General features: G+C 65.4%; 17 protein-coding genes. 6 read left to right on the top strand and 11 right to left on the bottom strand.

Going from position 1 to position 17,123, the window contains the following annotated elements:
- Window positions 1-114 precede the first annotated feature (114 nt).
- A complete protein-coding gene (locus tag WEB06_03125; protein ID MEX2554607.1) occupies window positions 115-399 on the top strand; it encodes a hypothetical protein in 285 nt (94 codons plus the stop codon).
- A gap of 121 nt (window positions 400-520) precedes the next feature.
- Here WEB06_03125 and WEB06_03120 read toward each other — a convergent pair whose 3' ends face one another.
- Together WEB06_03120 and WEB06_03115 are read right to left on the bottom strand one after the other, a co-directional pair.
- Window positions 521-940: a hypothetical protein gene (locus tag WEB06_03120; protein ID MEX2554606.1), complete on the bottom strand. Its 420-nt coding sequence runs from the start codon at window positions 938-940 to the stop codon at window positions 521-523.
- 674 nt (window positions 941-1,614) lie between these two features.
- On the bottom strand, window positions 1,615-1,839 hold the full coding sequence (locus WEB06_03115; GenBank protein ID MEX2554605.1) for a helix-turn-helix transcriptional regulator: 225 nt from the start codon (window positions 1,837-1,839) through the stop codon (window positions 1,615-1,617).
- Between the two features lie 1,045 nt (window positions 1,840-2,884).
- On the opposite strand from WEB06_03115, the gene WEB06_03110 reads away from it, so the two are divergent.
- Window positions 2,885-3,304 carry a transposase gene (locus WEB06_03110; GenBank protein ID MEX2554604.1) on the top strand — a complete coding sequence of 140 codons (420 nt, stop codon included), beginning with the start codon at window positions 2,885-2,887 and terminating at the stop codon, window positions 3,302-3,304.
- A gap of 110 nt (window positions 3,305-3,414) precedes the next feature.
- Entirely contained in the window at window positions 3,415-4,098 is a 684-nt protein-coding gene (locus WEB06_03105; GenBank protein MEX2554603.1) for a transposase, read from the top strand.
- Window positions 4,099-4,119: 21 nt separating this feature from the next.
- Here the strand turns inward: WEB06_03105 and WEB06_03100 are convergent, their stop codons facing one another.
- The 3 genes from WEB06_03100 to WEB06_03090 all read right to left on the bottom strand — a co-directional run bounded on the left by WEB06_03100 (window position 4,120) and on the right by WEB06_03090 (window position 6,513).
- Window positions 4,120-5,337 (bottom strand): hypothetical protein, encoded by a 1,218-nt coding sequence (locus tag WEB06_03100; protein ID MEX2554602.1) that lies wholly within the window; start codon window positions 5,335-5,337, stop codon window positions 4,120-4,122.
- A gap of 99 nt (window positions 5,338-5,436) precedes the next feature.
- Window positions 5,437-6,093 (bottom strand): hypothetical protein, encoded by a 657-nt coding sequence (locus WEB06_03095; protein MEX2554601.1) that lies wholly within the window; start codon window positions 6,091-6,093, stop codon window positions 5,437-5,439.
- Window positions 6,094-6,153: 60 nt separating this feature from the next.
- Window positions 6,154-6,513 (bottom strand): plastocyanin/azurin family copper-binding protein, encoded by a 360-nt coding sequence (locus WEB06_03090; GenBank protein ID MEX2554600.1) that lies wholly within the window; start codon window positions 6,511-6,513, stop codon window positions 6,154-6,156.
- A 63-nt stretch (window positions 6,514-6,576) separates the two neighbouring features.
- Here WEB06_03090 and WEB06_03085 point away from each other — a divergent pair, with 63 nt between their 5' ends.
- Window positions 6,577-8,610 (top strand): thioredoxin domain-containing protein, encoded by a 2,034-nt coding sequence (locus tag WEB06_03085; protein MEX2554599.1) that lies wholly within the window; start codon window positions 6,577-6,579, stop codon window positions 8,608-8,610.
- Here the strand turns inward: WEB06_03085 and WEB06_03080 are convergent.
- The 3 genes from WEB06_03080 to WEB06_03070 are packed head-to-tail and all read right to left on the bottom strand — an operon-like array spanning window position 8,607 to window position 11,841.
- Window positions 8,607-10,325, bottom strand: a complete 1,719-nt coding sequence (locus tag WEB06_03080; protein ID MEX2554598.1) for a GMC family oxidoreductase — start codon at window positions 10,323-10,325, stop codon at window positions 8,607-8,609. The two genes, WEB06_03085 and WEB06_03080, sit on opposite strands and share 4 nt — an antisense overlap.
- 2 nt (window positions 10,326-10,327) lie before the next feature.
- Complete coding sequence (locus tag WEB06_03075; GenBank protein ID MEX2554597.1) at window positions 10,328-11,170, bottom strand: hypothetical protein; 843 nt, start codon at window positions 11,168-11,170, stop codon at window positions 10,328-10,330.
- Window positions 11,167-11,841 (bottom strand): gluconate 2-dehydrogenase subunit 3 family protein, encoded by a 675-nt coding sequence (locus WEB06_03070; protein ID MEX2554596.1) that lies wholly within the window; start codon window positions 11,839-11,841, stop codon window positions 11,167-11,169. Before WEB06_03070 ends, WEB06_03075 begins: the two co-directional genes overlap by 4 nt.
- A gap of 198 nt (window positions 11,842-12,039) precedes the next feature.
- Between WEB06_03070 and WEB06_03065 the strand changes: the two genes are divergently transcribed.
- A complete protein-coding gene (locus tag WEB06_03065) occupies window positions 12,040-13,383 on the top strand; it encodes a DUF1800 domain-containing protein (GenBank protein ID MEX2554595.1) in 1,344 nt (447 codons plus the stop codon).
- Complete coding sequence (locus WEB06_03060) at window positions 13,383-14,576, top strand: DUF1501 domain-containing protein (protein MEX2554594.1); 1,194 nt, start codon at window positions 13,383-13,385, stop codon at window positions 14,574-14,576. Before WEB06_03065 ends, WEB06_03060 begins: the two co-directional genes overlap by 1 nt.
- 36 nt (window positions 14,577-14,612) lie before the next feature.
- On the opposite strand, the gene WEB06_03055 is transcribed toward WEB06_03060, so the two are convergent.
- The 3 genes from WEB06_03055 to WEB06_03045 form a co-directional block, all read right to left on the bottom strand.
- Window positions 14,613-15,146, bottom strand: a complete 534-nt coding sequence (locus tag WEB06_03055) for a hypothetical protein (GenBank protein ID MEX2554593.1) — start codon at window positions 15,144-15,146, stop codon at window positions 14,613-14,615.
- A 140-nt stretch (window positions 15,147-15,286) separates the two neighbouring features.
- On the bottom strand, window positions 15,287-16,129 hold the full coding sequence (locus WEB06_03050) for a hypothetical protein (protein MEX2554592.1): 843 nt from the start codon (window positions 16,127-16,129) through the stop codon (window positions 15,287-15,289).
- 128 nt (window positions 16,130-16,257) lie between these two features.
- Window positions 16,258-17,121, bottom strand: coding sequence for a hypothetical protein (locus tag WEB06_03045; GenBank protein MEX2554591.1), 864 nt, complete (start codon window positions 17,119-17,121; stop codon window positions 16,258-16,260).
- Between the last annotated feature and the right edge of the window lie 2 nt (window positions 17,122-17,123).

Raw genomic sequence — 17,123 nt, 5'->3', positions numbered from 1 at the left:
CAGCGGGGCCAGCGCTAACGGCGACGCTCAAGGCGCTGGGTTTCGCATCGCGGTTCCGAAAGCCTGGCAAGGGAGCTGTCTGAAGGGGAAACTCATTTTGCTGGGAGGAGACTCATGGCCGCGAGTAAACGTGGGACGAAGAAGAAGTCACCAACCAAGCGCCGTCCGTCGAAGTTCGTCTGTCCTGAGTGTGGTTTCAAGGCCGCCCACGCGATGGGGCTTGGCCGGCACAGAACCAGCCGACACGGTGTTCCTTCGCAGCGAGAGCTCGCAGGACGCCGGCGCGGCAGTAGATCGGGCGGCGACGCCCGCCTCGTTAAACGTATCAACATGCTTGAGAAGCGCTACGAACGGCTGGTGAAAGGTCTTCGGAAGGCGCTTGCTGATAGCGCGCGCTGAAGCGCGAGACTATCCCCTAATCACTTTGAGCAACTCGGAGAGAGAAACGCCGATCGCCTGAGTTGTCCGAGCGATGCTGACGAGGATGGGGTTGACTCTTCGCGTTCGAGCGGCTACCGCTCTAATCCTTTGCGAGCGAGAGCGTCGGATCGAGATTCCTAAGATTTCTTTCTACCGCACGCATGTACGGCCTGAAGAAGCGCGCATCCGATGTAAATCCAAGACGTTTCGAACTAGTGCTCAGCCACATCGCGCAAGTCTTTCTCTCGTTCTCGTCTTCCTCCACCGTGAACGACACTCCTGATCCAATCGCCCCCTCCTCTTCGGAGGCCGCACGAGAGGACAAAGAGGAAGCGAGCTTGCCGATTCCTGCTCTGCCACGATAGGTGGCGGTTGCCTCGTTGCCAGAGCGTTCTACTTGCCATTTAGCAGCAGCCAAGTGAAAGCCCCCGGAGAACGCGTTTACAAACGCTGAAAGACAGTCAGATGAGGATGCTCGAACCGAGAAGCGCCATGTCTTGCTGTGATCGAACAACCCCACGCGCCCTCCTTTCTCGATTCGTGTCATTGCTATGGGATGAGGGTTAACCAGGCTGAAAAGCCGTCTTGACGAGTGGTCGCCTCGCTGTGCCCGGCCATCCTCGTCTGAACTCTCTCGGTTGGGATCTAAGCTGACATCACCAATTCACCCAGGGAAACACACCCGTCTGGTCAGCGAAGCGCGATCCCATCGGGGTCAGACGGATGACGCCGTCTGCATCGTGAGAACAGAACTTTGGGCTCACCGCGGACAGCGTGGCCAACAAGAGTTCCTCGGAGATACCCAGCTTCGCGGCCGCGGCTTGGGGGGATCCTTCAGAGTCTCGGACTGCGGCTAGCGCGTGAATCACCCGCCCGGTCTCCTTGGTGTCGAGTTCTGTCATCTCTTTCCACCATGAGGATTGCCCTTGCCCGCGTGCGCGTTGCCCTTTCCGCTGCCAGTGTTAGGCCCTCCAGTCGTGCCGTGTCTAACAGGTCGCGGTGGGGGCGGCGGTGGCTTGAGTGGCTTCGGCGGCTTGGCCAATGTGATCCCCTTTCTCTGGAAGGAGCGCAAGCGATCGACGATTCAGATCCGATATTCGCACTGCGACACTTCCTCGGTCAAGCAATCAGAAAGAACCGCAGGCTTCGGTGGGCCTCCGATTCTTGTGAGCTCGTCCATATCGGCCACCACCCTTACCCCTTGATCCCTTTGAGTAACTCAGAGAGAGAAACACCGAGAGCCTTGGCGATCTTGGCTTGACTGACGAGCGTCGGGTTGTATTCCCCCCGCTCCACCGCGCCGATGTAGTTGCGATGGAGTCCTGCGAGCTCCCCTAACCGCTCCTGCGAGAGGTCGCGGGCTTCTCTCAGAGTTCGAACGCGAACGCCAAACTGCCGAAGGAGTGTGGCTCGTCGCATGCGTGGATGCTGAGGGCCACCCTAGATGCTGGTCTACACAGTATGTAGTGTTCCGAGTCGCCACCAGAGTCACGGCGAGAAGTTTCCCTTGCACACTTCCTAGTGTGTCCGACATGTTCTGTTAACTAAGCCATTACTGGCTTAATGGATTCGGGGATGCGGAATGCGCCGAAGACTAGTCGGGCAGCAATCCCAACGTGGCTCACGACGAATCTCTCTTCTCGTGTGCTTGGCTCTGGTAGTGCCCTTCATCCTGGGGCATGCGCTGGTTGGCCCGCGAAGTACAGCCGTCTTCGCCGCGAGGTCACCGTGGTGTTTCTTGTGAACATGCTTAAGTTCGGGAGGCTGTGGTGAATGATTTCTAACGATCGTAAATCAGGCTTAAGATCCCCGTTGCCATGAAAAGACCGGCTGCGACGTAGGCGTACGACAGCGGGTCCGGGCCCTTCAGGACAAAGTCGAAGCTGGCGCTGGCGTACCAAATAATCGCACCAGCGACAAAGGCTAACATCGAGCACGCAAGGGCGATCCACAGAAGACTCCGCCGCCTCAGGGCCGAGTACGAAGCGACGAGAACAGAGCCACCTACCACTGCGACGAGCAAGAGATCTGTAATCAGATCGGGTGGCTGCGCTTTCAGAATTGCTAACCCAAAGAGAGCGCCAAGCAAGAAGAAGCATACGACTGAGCACGATGTAGCGACGTCATTATTAGCAGCTTCTCACGCACGGCCGAGAGCGTAAAGGGGACTCGCATGGTGCGCTCTGTATGTCCGCTGCTCCTGGAGCTTCGTCCTTCCCAAGCCCCTAGAAACGCCCTAAACTAATGGGACCGCAGCGGTTCCTGTAGGAGACTGTTCCCGAGCCGCCGGCAGGAGAGCACTGAGAGGAACCGGACCGCGAGTCCTACGCCTAGACAGCGCTCCTGCCGGTCGCTGGGGAGATGGACGGCTGGTGGGGTGTCGTGCCTCGAGCACTGATCCATTAGGTCGCTGCTGGTCTCCTCTGGCTCAACCGTCCGGTCCTTCCCCGGAAGGGAGAGCACCGTGAAGTTCCTTGGCATCGACTGGGCCGAGGCACACCACGACCTGTGTCTGGTGGACGAGCCGGGTCGCGTGCTGGCCAAGGATCGGATCCCCGACGGCATCGAGGGCGTCGCGAGGCTGCATGTCATCGTCGCCGACCACGTCGGTGATGACGAAGAGCTCGCGATCGGCATCGAGCTCGATCGTGGTCTGCTTGTGGGTGCGTTGGTCGCGGCGGGCTACGACGTCTACGCGATCAATCCGCTGTCGGTCGACCGTTACCGGGATCGGCATTCCACCTCGGGCGCGAAGTCCGATCCTGGCGACGCGAAGCTGCTGGCCGACATCGTGCGCACCGACCGGCACACCATCGCCGCGTCGCCGGCGACTCCGATCTCTCCGAGGCGATCAAAGTCCTGGCCAGGGCGCATAAGGACCTGATCTCCTCCCGGACGCGCCAAGCCAACCGCCTGCGCAACCAGCTGCGCGAGTTCTATCCAGCGGCGCTGGATGCGTTCGGTTCGGATCTCGCCGACCGCGACGCACTCGCCGTGCTCGAGCGCGCGCCCTCGCCGAGGCTGGGACGGCGTCTGTCGGAAAAGCAGATCGCCGCGGCGCTTCGTCGGGGCGGACGTCAGCGCAACGTCGCCAAGCGTGCGGCGGAGATCGCCGAGGCGTTGCGCTCGGAGCAGCTCCAGGCGCCGGCGGTGCTGGCAGACGCCTACGCTGCGGCGGTGCGGTCGAACGTCGCGGTGCTGCGCGAGATCGTCGAGCAGGTCGCCGTGATCGAAGGGCAGCTGCAAGCCTCTTTTAGGAGCCACCCGGACGCCGAGATCTACCTCAGTCTCCCAGGACTCGGCGATGTCCTCGGCGCCCGGGCGCTTGGCGAGTTCGGCGACGACCGGACCCGCTACACCGATGCTAGAGCACGCAAGGCCTACGCAGGAACCGCGCCCATCACCAAAGCCTCCGGAACAAAAAGAGTGGTGCTGGCTCGGTTCGCCCGCAACACCCATCTCGCCGACGCCTGTCACTTGTGGGCGTTCGCGTCGCTGACACGCTCACCCGGAGCCCGCCGCTACTACGACACCCTCCGAGCCCGCGGAAAGACACACCACAAATCGCTCCGCCAGCTCGCGAACCGGCTCGTCGGCATCCTCGACGCGTGTTTACTCAAGCAAGAGCTCTACCGCGAAGACTTCGCTTGGCCCACCTCGCAGGAGGTCGCCGCTTGACAGCTTCCAGACGTGGGATGTCTAGGGGGTGCCGAGGCCGGTTGGGGTCGGCTGGAACCGGACCGGGAACCGCCGGACCGTGGCGTTGGCGAGGGCGAGACCCAGCGCCTCGATCTGCAGGATGGCAGCGCGGAGCCGCAGATCCGCCTTCTTGAAGTCGCCGGCGACCTGCGCGTCGATCGTCTGGGTCATCGCGTCGCCGTGGCCGCCGATGATCTGCTCCATCGACGATTTGTCCAGCTCCTTGTTCAGCCCCTCCAAGAACGCCCCCGCGTCGGTCGCGAACTGCTCGAGGTCCTGTCGCGCCTTCTCGTGCTTCGTCTTGTCGGTCGCCGTGCCGGCATAGGAGATGAGGAGATCGATCTGCCTCTTCCACACCGGCACGAACGCCTTCTCCGCCTCGGGTCCGTACGAGGCGCCTATCTGCTTCCCGAGATCGGCTGAGACCGCGTCGAGCGCAGCTTTGGCGCCGTCACGCGGGCCGGACTGTTTCGTGAGGATGTTCTCGGTGGTCATCGCCAGGAGATAGACGTGGTCGGTCAGGTGCGCCGCCAATGTTCTACGAAAACCGGCCGCAGGACTGGACGGGTCTCCGGGGTAGATCGCGGGCAGGTCGTCGGCGAACGCGCGCGCGAAGACCGCTCCTACTTCGGACGCGAGCTTCGCTGCGGTTCGCAGCGAAGCGTCGGCCTTCTTGAAGTCCTTCGCGACCTGCGCGTCCACCGCGGCACGGATGGCGCCCATGACGTCGCGCATGTCCACGCCCATCACCCGCGGGTTGATCAACGGCGTCAGGCCACCTGCGAAGGACGCGATCCTCCCGACGGCCTGAGCGAACGTGCGGTCGGCGAGCGGCAGCGCCAGCTTGCGTGCCTTGCCGCTCGCGTACTGGCCGATCAGGTCGATGTACGGGCGCCAGGCGGTCAGGAAACCTTTCTGCCCGCGATCGCCGTACGCCTTCTCGAACTCATCGGCCAACACGAGCGTGTTCTGCTCGAGCGCTTCAACCGCTGCCTCGAAACCCTTCGTTTGACCGGTGACCGCATTCTCGGTCGAGATGCCGAGCAAGTAGACATGCTCTCGGAAGAGAAGTTCCATCGAAGCGCCGAGGGTCGCCGCCTGGGTCGTAGGCAGCTCGGGAAGCTTTTTCGGGTCGGTCTTCGACGCCGGCCCGCACGCGGTGAACGCCAAGGCGAACGCGAGCAGCGTCGTTCCGATCCGGATGCCGGGACTCTTCACCCTTCGATCGTAGCGCAGGGTCCGTCCCGCTTCTGGACCCCGGACGACGACCCGGGGCCCCGCCGCATACGCGCGTGACCCCGGGTCATGAGGATCAGGTCAGGCGAACTTTGCGGGGAATTGTTTGACGATCGCGTCGGCCAGCCCCGAGGAGATCATCCCCATATGGTGAGCCGCCTCACGAAGCATCGAATCCGCCTTCACGAAGTCCTTCGCCTGCTGCGCGTCGATGACATCCTTCAGCGTCAAGATGTGCATCTTCACCAAGTCCGCAGCCGCATCTTTCGGCAGCGCGGGGATCGCGCCGTTCAGGAAGGCGCCGAAGGTCTGCGCGTAGCCCAACAGATCCGATACGGCCTTGTCCTGCTTGGCCTTGTCGGCGAAATTCGACGTGTAGTCGACCACGAAGCCGATGTGCGAACGCCACAGCGGTAGGAACGCCTTCTCCGCATCCGCGCCGAACACCGAACCGATCGCCTTCGACAGCGCAACCGAGTTCTCATCCAACGCCGCCGCAGCAGCCTCGAACCCAGCCTTGCGGCCGCCCAACGCATTCTCGGTCGCCATCGCTGCCAGGTACACGTGCTCCTTCAAACCTGCATCGAGAGTGACGAGGAGTGTCGACGCGGTTCCGGTTACCGATGCGTTCCCTTTCGCGGCCGGCGTTGAGGCCGTATCGGCCTTATCTCCGCAGGCCGCCCCTACGAGGACGAGCGTGGCGGCGAGCGCGATCCCGATCAGTAGCTTCTTCTTCATCTGAGCGAACCTCCTCTTCGAGCGCGTTCCTTCACGATCAAGACCTGCAGGCTCGTGTTGCTAGGTGACGGTCACCTCCCCGCGCATGCTCTTGTGGTTGTTGCAGAAGTAGGTGAACGTGCCCGCGGTCGCGAAGGTGTGCGAGAACGTCTGTCCCTTCGTCTTGTTCCCTGAGTCGAACTCGCCGCTCGGCGCCTCGGGGGTGCCGGACGTCACCGTGTGCTCGATGTCGTCCGAGTTGGTCCAGGTGACGGTCGTCCCGGCCGTGACGGCGAGCGTCTCGGGCTTGAACAGGAAGCCCTTGATCGAAACCGCGTTGGAAGTGGTTCCACTCGGCTGGTCCGATCCTCCGCACGCGCCTAAGACGGCGACGAGCGCGATCACGGCGACCAGTGCGAGCCTCATGCGCTTGCTCTTCATGCAGACCTCCTTCACCCGGCGTTCGTGGCGCGGGGTCCCCCGGTTCGGCGAAACTTGACGCCGATGCCGAACCGTCTCGCGGACGCCACGAGCCCGTACCTGCTTCAGCACGCGCACAACCCGGTTGCCTGGCAGGAATGGGGCACGGAAGCGCTTGAGGAGGCGGAGCGCCGGGACGTGCCGATCTTGCTGTCGATCGGATACGCCGCGTGTCACTGGTGCCACGTGATGGAACGCGAGTCCTTCGAGGACGAGAAGACCGCTGCGGCCATGAACGAATGGTTCGTTCCCGTTAAGGTCGACCGCGAGGAGCGCCCCGACCTCGACGCCGTCTACATGGACGCCGTGCAGGCGATGACCGGCCAGGGCGGCTGGCCGATGACCGTGTTCCTCTCCCCCGACGGACGCCCGTTCTACGGCGGCACGTACTTCCCGCCGGAGGATCGCCACGGGATGCCGGCGTTCGGACGCGTGATGGCGGCGGTGCACGACGCATGGACGAACCGGCGGCAGGAGCTCCTCGAGCAGGGATCGGCCTTGCTGCAGTACATCGAGCGCGCGTCCCAGCTTCCGCGCTCGGAGGATGCCCTGTCTGAGGACACGCTGCGCCGGGCGGTCGAGGTCTTGAGCCGATCTTTCGACTCCGAGTGGGGAGGCTTCGGCGCGGCGCCGAAGTTCCCGCAGCCGATGACGCTCGACTTCCTCCTGCGCATGCACGTTCGCGGCATCCCTGCCGCCTTGGACATGGCGAAGCGGACGCTGACCAAGATGGCGCGCGGCGGGATCTTCGATCAGGTGGGCGGCGGTTTCCATCGGTACTCGGTCGACCGCGTCTGGCTTGTGCCGCATTTCGAGAAGATGCTCTACGACAACGCCCAACTGCTCCGTCTGTACACGCGCGGCTGGCAGGCAACCGCGGACGATCTCTTCCGCGAAACGGCGCTCGCGACCGCCGGCTACCTGCTCCGCGAGATGCGACATCCGTCGGGCGGCTTCTTCTCCTCGCAAGACGCCGACTCGGAGAGCGTCGAAGGAAAGTTCAACGCATGGCCGTTCGACGAGCTGATGGAGGCGGCCACACCGCGAGGCGGGCTCGCCGCAGCCTTCTACGCCGCAACGCCCGAAGGGAACTGGGAAGGCGCGAACGTGCTGTGGCGCCCACGCGACGACGACGTCGTCGCCGTCGAGCAGGGCATGACCGTTCCATTGCTGCTCGATGCGATGGAGGGAGTGCGATCCCGCCTATTCGAAGCGCGATCGAAGCGCGTGCCGCCGGGGACCGACGACAAGGTGCTGGCATCGTGGAACGGGCTCGCGATCTCCGGCCTCGCCGAGGCGGGCCGCGTATTCGAACGTCCCGACCTGATCGACGCTGCCGCGGGTGCGGCGCGCTTCGTGCTGGCCGAGCTCCGGGACGGATCCGGCCGGCTCATGCGGTCGTGGCGCGACGGACGGACGAGCGGCGCCGCCTTCCTCGACGACCACGCAGCGATGGCCGGCGCATGCCTCGACCTCTACGAGACCACGTTCGACGAACGCTGGTTCACGGAGGCCGTCGCGCTCGCCGGCGATGCGATTCGGTTGTTCGCCGACGAGGAGAACGGAGGGTTCTTCGACACCGGCTCGGACGCGCAACCGCTCGTCGTGCGTCCGAAAGATCTCTTCGACAACGCCGTCCCGTCGGGGAACTCGCTGATGCTCGAGGTGTTGCTCCGGATCGGAGCGTTCACCGGAGAGCCGTCGTACGAGGAGCGCGCGGAGCGCTCGCTGCGAGCCTTGCAAGCGGCGCTGGCGAACGCGCCGGCCGGGTTCGGACACGCGCTCGGCGCGCTGGACCTCGCTCTGGCGCGTGCGAAAGAGGTCGCCATCTCGGGCGACCCGGCGTCCGAGGCCGCACGCCGCCTCGCCGAGGTCGTGTGGCGCCGATTCCTTCCCAACCGCGTACTGGCCGTGGGACGCAGTGATGGCTCGGCCGTTCCGTTGCTCAAGGACCGGGCGCAGACGGACGGCCGCGCGACCGCTTACGTCTGCGAGCGGTTCGTGTGCAAGCAGCCGGTCACCGAACCCCAGGATCTGGAACAGGTCCTGAAGACTTAAACGGCGGCGGCGATCCCCTCGGCGATGCGCCAGGCGAGAGCCTGGATCGTCAGCGTCGGGTTGTAGCCGCCCGACGTCGGGAAGATCGAGCCATCGGCGACGTACAGGTTCGGGATCCCGTGGAACCGGCCGTTCGCGTCCACCACGCTGGCGTCCGGATCCGTCCCCATCCGCATTGTCCCGAGCTGATGGTTGACGGCCCCGCCGATCGGGTTGGGGAACCGGCGGCCGATCCCGCGCCGGTGCGAATCGGTCTTGCCGAGCTGCGGGATACCGGTCGGGATCGCGAAAGGAAGCACGACCTGGGACGAGACGGCCCCCATCGCCGCGAAGATCGCCTCGAGCCACGGCACCATCGCCGCCTGTACGACGAGGTCGTTCGGGTGATGGAGGTAGGTGACTCTCGCGACCGGGAATCCGTACACGTCCTTTACGATCGGATCGAGATCGACAACGTTGGATCGCACCGGCGGATCCTGACCGATCATCCCGAGGAATTGGAAGCGTCCGAAGACGCTCCGCATGAACGCCTTGTGACCGCGCCCCCACCCGGCCGTCTTCGCGGTCGAGATGAGGCCGCCGGCGAGGACCGGGTAGCCGCTCGACGGGCCGATCGTCTGGAGGTTCCCGAAGCCGAACACCGGAGGTCCGCCCGGCGGCCCGAGGTAGAAGTCGTCGATGCAGCGCATGCTCCAGAACCCGCGGTAGTAATCGATCCGCTCGTCGAAGAATCCGACGCCGCCGGGGAAATGATGGATCTGCAGATAGCGGCCGACGACGTCGTGGTTGACGAGGTCGCGCGGCAGCTCCGACAGCAAGACGAGGCGCGGCGTGTCGACCGTCGAGCACGCGAGCACGAACGCCTTCGCCTCGGCCGAGCGAGTGACGCCCTCGCCGTCCACGTACAGGACGCGCTTCACGCTTCCGCCGGACAGCTCGATCCGGAACGCGTACGAGTCGGGCCGGATCTCACAGCGTCCGGTCGCCACCGCTTTCGCCAGCGCGGTGACGCGGGTGTCCCCCTTCGCGTTGATGGGACACCCGTGCGACGAGCAGAACCCGCAATAGGAGCAGCCCGGCCGCCCGTCGTACGGGCCGTTGTTGATCGCGACCGGCGTCGGGAAGGGATGGAACCCGAGCGCCCGAGACGCATCCTCGAAGAGCTTGGCGCCGTAGTTCGGCGGATGGCCCGGCATGGGGTACGGATCGGTCCGCCATTCCGCTCCGGGCACCGGCGTGGCCGGCAGCGGCTCGTCCTTCATGCGCCCACCAGCAACGCCGATGAGGCGCTCGACCTCGCGGTAGGCGGGCGCAAGTTCGTCGTAGCTAAGTGGCCAGTCCACTATGTCGGCGCCCGGCAGGTCGCCCCAGGTTGAGCGAGCGTTGAAGTCTTCCGGCCGGAAACGGAAGCACACCGCGCCGTAGTGAACGCTTCCGCCACCGACGCAACGCGACACGGGAAGGACCTTCCCGACGAACTGATGGGGACCTTGCTCCGGCCGGTCGCGGAACGTGCGAGGCTCGATCAACGGATCCTGATCGATCAGGTTCCGCTCGCCGAATCGCAGCTCATCGTCGCCGAAGTCCTTCTCGGTGAGCCACGGGCCCTTCTCGAGCACGAGCACGCGCGCGCCGGCCTTCGCGAGGACGTAGGCGGCGACGCCGCCTCCCGCTCCGGAGCCGACGACGCAGACGTCGAACGTCTGCTTGCCCATCCCTAGCCGAACGGATCTATGACTTCGCGACCGGCGCCGAATCCGTCGATGCAGCCGCCGTAGAACGCGTCGCCGTCGGCGTACGCGCCGTCCCCGAGGAGCTCGTCGGGGCAGGTCGGCTCACCGGAATGGAAGGCGGCGAAGTACGCGATCTCGTTGAGCCGATGGTCGCCGGGAAGCGCGCCGAGATCGCCCGACACGTTGACGTCGAGATAGGCGCCGGTGATCCGCACGCCTGCGGCGTTCACATACCAGGGACCGGTGTAGTACGGGCCCTGCACCTCGGAGTGGACCGTGTGCGTGGTGTTCCCCGTGTAGGTCCGGTTGTGCGAGTCGAACGCCCACACCAGCGGCTCCTGGGCCGAGCCGTCCGGAACGAAGGCCTTGTCGTTCGTGAAGTTCTTGACGTTCGGGCTGTGCGCGATCGGCTCGACGGTGTACGTGGGGTTGAGCGAGCCGTAATGGAAATACGAATGGCCGTGCGCGTACCGGACCGACGCCTCGTTCGGAGGGATCTGGGCGTAGTCGACGAACAGCCGACGACAGCCGTTGCAGAGCGGCGGCGTGACGATCTCGATCTTCACGAGCCCCGTGTCTGCCGGTGCGAAGCCCGAGAAGGCGCAGTCCGGGTCGGCACCGTCGACGGTCGGTCCGATGCCGGTGAGCTGGAACACATCGGGCCTGACGCAGAACGCCTCCGCCGGTTGGTAGTCGGTCCACACATCGGTGACGTCGACCAGCGGCCCCATCGGACTCTGCGTGAACGGCGTAGCGGGGAAGTCGTGCGCGGAGGCGACCGAAGCGGCGAGGAGCAAGGCCGCGCACGCGAGCAACGCGCGTTTCACTCGACCGGCCCCTGCCCCGGGCACGTGCCGGGTGCGACCATCTCCTCGGGGGCGTAGCCGCCGTAGAGGTTCCAGGCTCCCGGGCTTCCGGTCGACGGGAAGCGCACGCCGTGGACGTCCCCCTGGTAGCAGAGATCCTTCCACGAGCGATACCCCGCGTTGCCACCGTAGACGGGATGCCCGTAAACCGCTTCCATCGTGTGATCGTACAGGGCGGCGAAGAACGCAGACCCCTCGAGGTCGAGCGTCGTCAGGACGAGATCTTGGATCGGTTCCGAAGCGTCGGCGAACGAGCCGCCGGCGCGACGGTCGAGTTCCGCGAGACCTTCGGCGTAGACGGCGCGCAAACGGTCGACCTCGGCCGCCCAGCCCATCTCCTTCGCGCGCGTCAGCGGCGGGAACGCCGGGAAGCTCTCGCGCGTCGGGCCGCCTGCGTAGATGTCGCCGTCGCCCGAGAGAAGACGCTCGATGTAGTCGCCCGCGCCCAGATCCGCCGCCGACCAGTCGTCCGGACCATCGGCCGGGATCATGCGAGCCAGAGCCGCGTCGAGGGTCGCCCGCTGGGCCGGGACGAGGACGGGTTGGTCGGGCTGCGCCTTCAGGGAGACGGCACTCAAGGGGATGGATGCAACGGCGGCTCCCGCCGCGCCCGCCCTGGCGGCGGCCGTCAAGAATCCTCTCCTCGTATACCCGCGTCGCATCGCAGAGCGTTTCGCCGGGCGAAGTTCCCTTACCTTCCGGTCCGGGCGAATCGAGCGATTCTGCTGCGTGCATCGACATATCGTCCTACTTTGTCCTTTGAAGAGCCGGCAGGATTCCTCCTGCTTTCAGGCGAAGCCAGCCGGACGCGTTGGGAGACGGGGGCTGGCTTGGCCGGGGAGATCCGCCCACTTATCGCGCACCTGTTCCGCCGTGCCGGCTTCGGCGCACGTACGGCCGAGCTCGACCACTATCAGGCCGCCGGATACGAGGCCGCCGTCGAGGAGCTTCTGTCCGGCGCGCCGCTGATGGGCGCGCAGCCGTCGGGCCCGGAATCGACCGAGGTCGTTCGCGAACCGACCTACAACCTGGTAGGACGCCTTGCGCCCCGCGGACTGCTCGACATCCAGACCGAGTGGCTGAACCGGATGGTGACGTCCACCACGCCGCTGGTCGAGCGGATGACGCTCTTCCTCCACGATCACTTCGCGACGGCATACCGGCCCGGCGACGTCATCGACACGCAGGAGCTCACCGCTCAGAACTATCTCTTCCGCCGGAACGCGCTCGGCAACTGGAAGACGCTCTGCCACGCGATGCTCGAGGACGTGGCGCTGTCGGCGTGGCTCGACAACAACGTCAACGTGAAGGAGCACCCGAACGAGAACCTCGCTCGCGAGCTCATGGAGCTGTTCACGCTCGGGGTGGGGAACTACACGGAAACAGATGTGCGCGAGGCGGCGCGAGCGCTGACCGGCTATCAGATCGGCTACAACCTCGAGCCCCTTGGGCCGCGGAACATGATGGTCTTCAACGCCGAGCTACACGACGACGGCACGAAGACGATCCTCGGGAAGTCCGGAAAGTTCATGCCGCACGACGTGATCAACATCATCCTGGACCACCCTGCGGCTTCGACCTTCCTCGCCGGGAAGCTCATCGAAGCGTTCGTCACGCCGGCTCCGTCGTCCGCGTTCGTCGCCAAGATCGCTTCCGCCTTGAAGGCGGCCAACTGGGAGTTCGTCCCGGCGCTACAAGCGATCTTCACGTCTGCGGAGTTCAAGGACCCGGCGGTCCGCGGCGCGCTGGTGAAGTCGCCCGCGGAGTTCATGACGGGCGCTTTCCGCGCACTGGGCCGCACCGAGAACGAACTCCTGCAAGCGGGGATCGCGTGGATGAAGCAGGCCGGTCAGGCCCTGTACGACCCCCCGAACGTCGGCGGCTGGCCGCACAACGAAGGGTGGCTTGGGGCCGGGCAGGTGCTGGCCCGCTACAACGCCGGGAACGCGCTCGCCGACCGCCATGTCGCGACGTTCGTCCTTCCGGGGCAGACCGCGATCGGGGCAACGACGGTCGAAGGTTGGGGCGAGCTCTTCGGGATGACCGAGCTCGCTCCCGCAACGGTGACCGCTCTGCAGAGCTACCTCGATCAGGCGAAGGATCCGACGCCGCAGACCCTCGACGCCGCGATGATCACCCTTGTCATCGCGAGCCCGGACTTCTCACTCGCATGATGAACCGGCGGGAATTCCTCAAAGCCGTCGCGCTGGCGTCGTCGGCGCCGCTCTGGGTGCGGTTCAGCGCCGTCGGCGCGGAAGCCGCCGAGGGCGGCTCGGTCTCGATCCCCGACCATCTGCTCCTCGTGCTCTTCTTGGGCGGCGGGAACGACGGGCTGAACACGGTCGTGCCCTATCTCGACGGCGCCTACAAAGCTGCGCGGCCGCAACTGGCGCTCAAGCCCGACGAGCTGTACGGGATCGGCGGGGGGCTCGCGCTGCACAAGTCGCTGGCGCGAGTGAACGCCATGTGGCACGCCGGCCAAGTCGCCATCGTGCACAACGTCGGCTATCCCAAGCCGAACTTCTCGCACTTCGACTCGACCTACATCTGGGAGACGGCCGGCCCCGACATGCAGTACCACACGGGCTGGCTCGGCCGATACCTCGACGCGACCGAAGGCCCCTCCAGCGGCCCGGTGCGCGCCGTCGCGGTGGGAACCGCCGGGCTCCCCCGAACGCTGATCGGCGAAGGCGGGGGCGGCGTCGCGCTCAACAGCCTTTCGGACTTCGCGTTCGCCGACGAAGGCCGGCCCGACGCCGCGCTCCGCCGGGCGGCGTTCGCCGCGTTCGGCGTGGGGGCGTCCGGCGGTTCGATGCACGCGAAGGTGGTCGAGGCGCAGAGCCGGATGACGAACGCCGTCTCAGCCGTGTCGAAGGTCGCCGACGACGTGGCGGGGCCGATGACGCCTGCGAAGACGATCGCGCAGATGTTCTCGGCCGGCGTCGGAACACAGATCGGGTTCATCTCGGTCGGCGGGTTCGACACCCACACCACACAGCGCGGGGCGCACGCGGCGCAGCTCAAGGAGGTCGATGAAGCGATCGCAGCCTTCTTCGACACGGCCGGCACGCTCGGGATCGCCGACCGCGCGACCGTGGTGACGTTCTCGGACTTCGGCCGGCGCGTCGGCGAGAACGCGTCCGGCGGCACGGACCACGGCTCCTCGATGCCGGTACTCGTCATGGGGCCGCGCGTATTGGGTGGAACCTACGGTGGCAAGCCGGATCTCACCGATCTGGTCGACGGAAACCTCGAGCCGACCATCCACCTGGGGAGCGTTTACAGCAGCGTCCTGTCGCAGGCGTTCGGCGTGGACCCCAGCCCGATCATCGGGGCCGATTATCCGCTGCTCCCGCTGATCGGCTGAACCGGCTGCGCGAGCATCGTCGCGGATAGCAGACCATCACGATGAGCGCGGCTTGATCGGCTCACCCCTGCAGACAAACTCTTGCTGTCTAGCCGTGATTGAACAATCGACTACCTCGAGTTCAAGGACATATGGCCAAATCTGCGACTGAGTTTCACCACCGACCTCGTAGGTCACTCGAAGATGGCGGACCCTGTGGAGACCAATAGAGTCGCTCCGGAGAGCAACGAGTATCTGCCAGTCGGGAATCTCTTGCGGCTGCAAGGATACGTCCCCAATCGGATGAGGATCGAACACATGGCCCGGAAACACTATTGGCGGATACTGATCCGACAAGATCATCGCCCCCAACTCGCTCGGCCTGAACGCCACCACTTCGACGACCTGAAGGCTCGGAGACTTGCTCACTGGCTCCACCGAGAGAAGATGGATCACCTTCGCAGATTGAATCTTTTCGAAGGAGATACCGTGCGACATCGTCTGTCCTGGACGAGCAGGAACCCTCTGTGTCGTTGGCTGTTGCATCCCGCCGAAAGCCGGCTTCTCTCCGCACGCCGTGAGGATCAGCACCGCATACATCAACACGCAGCACGTAATCAGGCAACGGCCGCAGGGCCTCAATGGAGTTGACCCGCTTTCGTGGACACGTTGGTCTTCCCCCAGTGTCCACCGAACTGGGTCAACTCCAGAGGATTCGAGTTAACACAGCATTAGAGGCCCGGACAGCCGTACAGCGGCCAAGGACTCGGCCCGCACGTCGCGAGCGGAAGTCCCGCGATCGCAAGGATGCGCGGCATCGCGGTCCCGCTGTTGAACACCGGCAGCAAGAACCTCGTGTCGACCTGGATGTGGGTGATGTTGCCGATCGCCTTGCTCTTCTCGTTGATCGCACCGCTCCCGGAGTCCCCGTTGACGATCAGGCCCGAGAAGCGCCAGAGCGTCGGCGACCACGCGATGCCTAGGCCGACGCGCGGCGTGCCGCCGGCGCCGATGCCCGCACCCCAGCCGATGTGCCTGACGAGGAGAGGCTTCTTCGGTCCTGGGTAGTTAGCGGTCGGACCACCCCAGAAGGCCATCGACGGGCTCACGAGACTGTTCAGCGCCGGATTGATCGAGATCAGCGCGAAGTCGTTGCCGGGTCCGCCGTTGACGCTCTTGGTGATGGTTCCGATGTTGAGCAGCACACGGGGCAGGGCGAGCATCGTCACCTGCGCGCCGACGTTTCCGCAGTGACCGGCGGTGCCGATCGCCCAGTTGGCTCCGTTGCGGAACACGAAGTTCGTGCTGCACAGCGTCCCGCCGCCCACGATGATGAACTGCCCGGGTCGGATCCCAAGGAACGCGATCCCCGCCGTCGGAACCGCGACCGACTCTGGTAGCGCAACTCCCTCAACGCCGGAAGCCAGCACCTCGGCGTGAAGCTCGGCCGTGTACCAGGAGGGCGCAGGCGCGGAGAGCGGGATGGCTTTCAGAGCCGGAGCGGTGCTCCCCATCCCGGGCGCAGCCAGAGCGGCGGCCAGAGCGGCGACGAAAGCGAGGCGAGCGATCTTCATCAGGGATCCTCCGAAGCATGGGATTTCGGTCGGATCCTTACTTCGCCCCGCGCTTCCCGAAGTCCTCCCCCGCCGCGGATACGTGAGAAGGGGGCGCTCGGCGCCCCCTTCTCACGTCTTGGCTCGGACTACGGACAGCCGGGCAGCGGCCACGAGATCGCCGAGCACGTCGCGAGTTGGTAGCCGCCGGCGATCTGCAAGATCTTCGTCATCGACGTGCCGGCCATGAACACCGGCGGGAAGAGGCTCCCGTCGACGGCGATGTGCGTGATGTTCCCGGCCGCCTGTCCACCGAGAACGATCGCGGCGCTCCCCGAGTCGCCCGGCGTGATCACACTTTCGAAGCGCCATGCGTTCGGTCCCCAATCGAGACCCAGCCCAACGCGAGGCGTTCCACCGGTGCCGACAACGAGACCCCAGCCCGCGTGCTGAACAACCGCGGGGCCAGAGCCGCCGTACACGCCGGTCGGTCCGCCCCAGTACGCGAGCGACGGGCTGACGTCGCCGTACAACTCGGGCTTGATCTTGATGAGCGCGAAGTCGTGGCCGATCCCCGCGTCGCCGGTGCTGAGCACGACGTTGCCGATGTCGACCAGTCCGCCGGGCAGATACAGCATCGTGACCTGCTCGCCGACGTTTCCGCAATGACCCGCGGTGCCGATGAAGAATTCACCCGCGCCGTTGGTGAAAACGAAGTTCGATGTACAGAGCGAGCCGCCGCTGAGGATGATCAGCTGGCCGGGCCGGATCCCGAGGAACGTCAGCGAGGACGTCGGGATCGCGGCCTCGGCGGGCAACGGCACGCCGCGCGGCCCGGCGGCCAGCACCCGCTGATGCAGCGCATCTGTGTACCACGACGGAGCCGGTGCCTTGAGCGTCTTCCACTGGATGCTATTGCCGAGCAGACCCGCGTTGGATACCGCGGGCGCCACGATCATCGTGGCGAGAGCTGCTGCTGCGAACGCGACGGCGAGCTTGCGAAAACCCTTCATCC

It is taken from the genome of Actinomycetota bacterium (assembly GCA_040905475.1).
Taxonomy (GTDB): domain Bacteria; phylum Actinomycetota; class AC-67; order AC-67; family AC-67; genus DATFGK01.
The sequence above is the reverse complement of the archived record's forward strand: the minus strand, read 5'-3'. Positions and strand labels throughout refer to the sequence as shown.

Coding starts and splice junctions, on each gene's coding strand:
- WEB06_03125 (MEX2554607.1), top strand. CDS start 115: ATGGCCGCGAGTAAACGTGGGACGAAGAAGAAGTCACCAACCAAGCGC.
- WEB06_03115 (MEX2554605.1), bottom strand. CDS start 1,839: ATGCGACGAGCCACACTCCTTCGGCAGTTTGGCGTTCGCGTTCGAACT.
- WEB06_03095 (MEX2554601.1), bottom strand. CDS start 6,093: ATGAAGAAGAAGCTACTGATCGGGATCGCGCTCGCCGCCACGCTCGTC.
- WEB06_03090 (MEX2554600.1), bottom strand. CDS start 6,513: ATGAAGAGCAAGCGCATGAGGCTCGCACTGGTCGCCGTGATCGCGCTC.
- WEB06_03085 (MEX2554599.1), top strand. CDS start 6,577: ATGCCGAACCGTCTCGCGGACGCCACGAGCCCGTACCTGCTTCAGCAC.
- WEB06_03080 (MEX2554598.1), bottom strand. CDS start 10,325: ATGGGCAAGCAGACGTTCGACGTCTGCGTCGTCGGCTCCGGAGCGGGA.
- WEB06_03060 (MEX2554594.1), top strand. CDS start 13,383: ATGAACCGGCGGGAATTCCTCAAAGCCGTCGCGCTGGCGTCGTCGGCG.
- WEB06_03050 (MEX2554592.1), bottom strand. CDS start 16,129: ATGAAGATCGCTCGCCTCGCTTTCGTCGCCGCTCTGGCCGCCGCTCTG.
- WEB06_03045 (MEX2554591.1), bottom strand. CDS start 17,121: ATGAAGGGTTTTCGCAAGCTCGCCGTCGCGTTCGCAGCAGCAGCTCTC.